Source organism: Brevundimonas vesicularis (genome assembly GCF_032067225.1).
Classification (GTDB): Bacteria; Pseudomonadota; Alphaproteobacteria; order Caulobacterales; family Caulobacteraceae; genus Brevundimonas; species Brevundimonas vesicularis_F.
In genome coordinates, this window is record NZ_DAMBJX010000025.1 from 1 (window position 1) to 2,033 (window position 2,033).

The 2,033-nt window shown below is 65.2% G+C and carries 2 protein-coding genes and 1 pseudogene; all 3 read right to left on the reverse strand.

Annotation, left to right across the window (positions count from 1 at the left end):
* A partial coding sequence (locus RT123_RS08180) for a beta-eliminating lyase-related protein (protein WP_313008685.1) occupies window positions 1-685 on the reverse strand: 685 nt, incomplete at its 3' end.
* Window positions 685-1,638, reverse strand: coding sequence for a mechanosensitive ion channel family protein (locus tag RT123_RS08185; RefSeq protein ID WP_066626658.1), 954 nt, complete (start codon window positions 1,636-1,638; stop codon window positions 685-687). The genes RT123_RS08180 and RT123_RS08185, both read right to left, overlap by 1 nt.
* 52 nt (window positions 1,639-1,690) lie before the next feature.
* Window positions 1,691-2,033, reverse strand: a pseudogene (locus RT123_RS08190) (ATP-dependent DNA ligase); the annotation flags it as partial.

Sequence of the window (2,033 nt, forward strand, 5' to 3'; positions counted from 1 at the left end):
CTTGTTTCAGCCGATTGTCCAATCGCCGCGCCAGGCTCTTGTCGAACAGCACGATCGCCTCGGCGCAGTTGGCGCCCGCCTTGGCTCCACCGAACACCAGCACGTCCACGCCCAGGCGCGGAATGTCTTTCAGGTCGAAACCGGCGGCGACCGCATTGGTCAGGCGCGCTCCGTCCATGTGAACGCCGTAGCCCAGCGCCTTGGCCGGTTCGATCAGGTGGCGCAGTTCTTCCTCGGTGTAGACCGAGCCATATTCCGTGGCCTGTGTCAGCGACAGGGCGGCGGGCGGCTGACGATGCCCGACTTCGGGTTCGCCCAACTGCGGCTGCAAGGCCAATGGATCGATCTTGCCCGAGAACCCCGGCAAACCGATCAGGCCGACGCCGTGACCGAAGAAACCGGGCGCGCCGGTCTCATCGGTGCAGATGTGCGCCGCATGATGAGCCAGCACCGCTTCATAGGGTTGGGCCAGCATCGACAGGGCGATGGCGTTGGCCGCCGTACCGCTGAACACGAACCGCACCTCGGCGTCGGCATCCAGACGCTGGCGAATCTGGTCGGCGGCGCGGGCGGTGACCTCGTCTGCGCCATAGGCGCGGGCGAATCCCTTGTTGGCGCGCACCAGGCCTTCAATGGCGCTCAGCGCCATGCCGGCGGTGTTGTCGGAGCCGAAATCGTAACGCATCAACGGTTCGTCGCCTTCAGATCGGCCGTATCGTCATCGACCGTGCGGACGCGCACGACCGGGACCACATCCTCATCGCCATAGGGCACGGCGACCTGATGCGGGAACGGAATCTCGATCCCGGCGGCGTCCAACGCCTCCTTGCCGCCCTGCATCAGATCGGCCTGGGTCTGCCACCAGTCGCCGACCTTGACCCAGGCGTGCAGCGTCACCTGCACCGAGCTGTCCAGCAAGCCCGTCACGCCGGTCCAGGGATGGGGATCGTGCAGCACCTTGTCGTGTGCGGCGGCCATATCCGCCAGGACGCAGCGCGCCTGGTTCAGATCGTCGCCATAGCCGACCGTGAAGTTGATCTCGATCCGGCGGGTCTGCTGGCCGGTCAGATTGGTCAGCGGGTCGCTCAGGACCTTGGAGTTCGGAATGACGATCTTGTGGTTGTTGGCGTTGGACAGTTGGGTCGTGAACAGGTCCAGTCGCTGCACCGTGCCGCTCATCCCGCCGACATCGACGACGTCGCCGACCCGGTAGGGCCGCAGCACCAGCAGCATGATCCCCGACGCCACGTTCGACAACGTGCCCTGCAACGCCAGACCTACCGCCAAGGACGCCGCGCCCAGCACGGCGATGATCGAGGTCGTCTGAACACCCAGGCGCTGGAGCACGGCGATCATGCCGATGATGAAGACCACCACCCGCACGACCTGGACCGCGAAGCTCAGGACCGTCGGATCGTGGCGGAATCCCTTGACCCTCGATAGCGTATTGCGCGCCCCGCGCGCCGCCCATTTCGCCGCAAAGACGGTGAGGACGAAGATCAGGATGGCGATTGTCAGGTTGATCGCGAAATCACCTGCCATGTCGGTCAGCTTGGCGATCACGGCGGCATCGATCGAAACGGCCTTGCGGCCCGCGGCCACCGCGTCGGCGACTTCGTTGGAAATAGGCAGAGACATGAGGTCGGGTCTAACGCCTGACGCGACGATTGGAACCCCCGAAAGCCCGATTTCAGGCCTTTGCGATCCGCCCGCCGCCGCTTTCGATGGCGTCCAGCAGGTCCATTACGTCGTCGATGGTGTTGGCCTCTCGCGCCGGCTTGTCCCAGCGAATGCGGCTGACGCGCGGAAAACGCATGGCCACGCCCGACTTGTGCCGGGTCGAGCGATTCAGCCCTTCGAAGGCGATCTCCAGCACCAGGCCGAAGTCCCGCTCGGCTCGCACAGACCGCACCGGCCCGAACCGGTCGATGGTGTGATCGCGCACGAACTTGTCGAGCTGTTTCAACTCCTCGTCGGTAAAGCCGAAATAGGCCTTGCCCACCGGCGTCAGCGCGCCTTCCGCCGTCCAGACG

What these genes read in the sequence shown, in the direction of transcription:
- RT123_RS08185 (WP_066626658.1), bottom strand. Translation starts at nt 1,638, where the DNA reads ATGTCTCTGCCTATTTCCAACGAAGTCGCCGACGCGGTGGCCGCGGGC.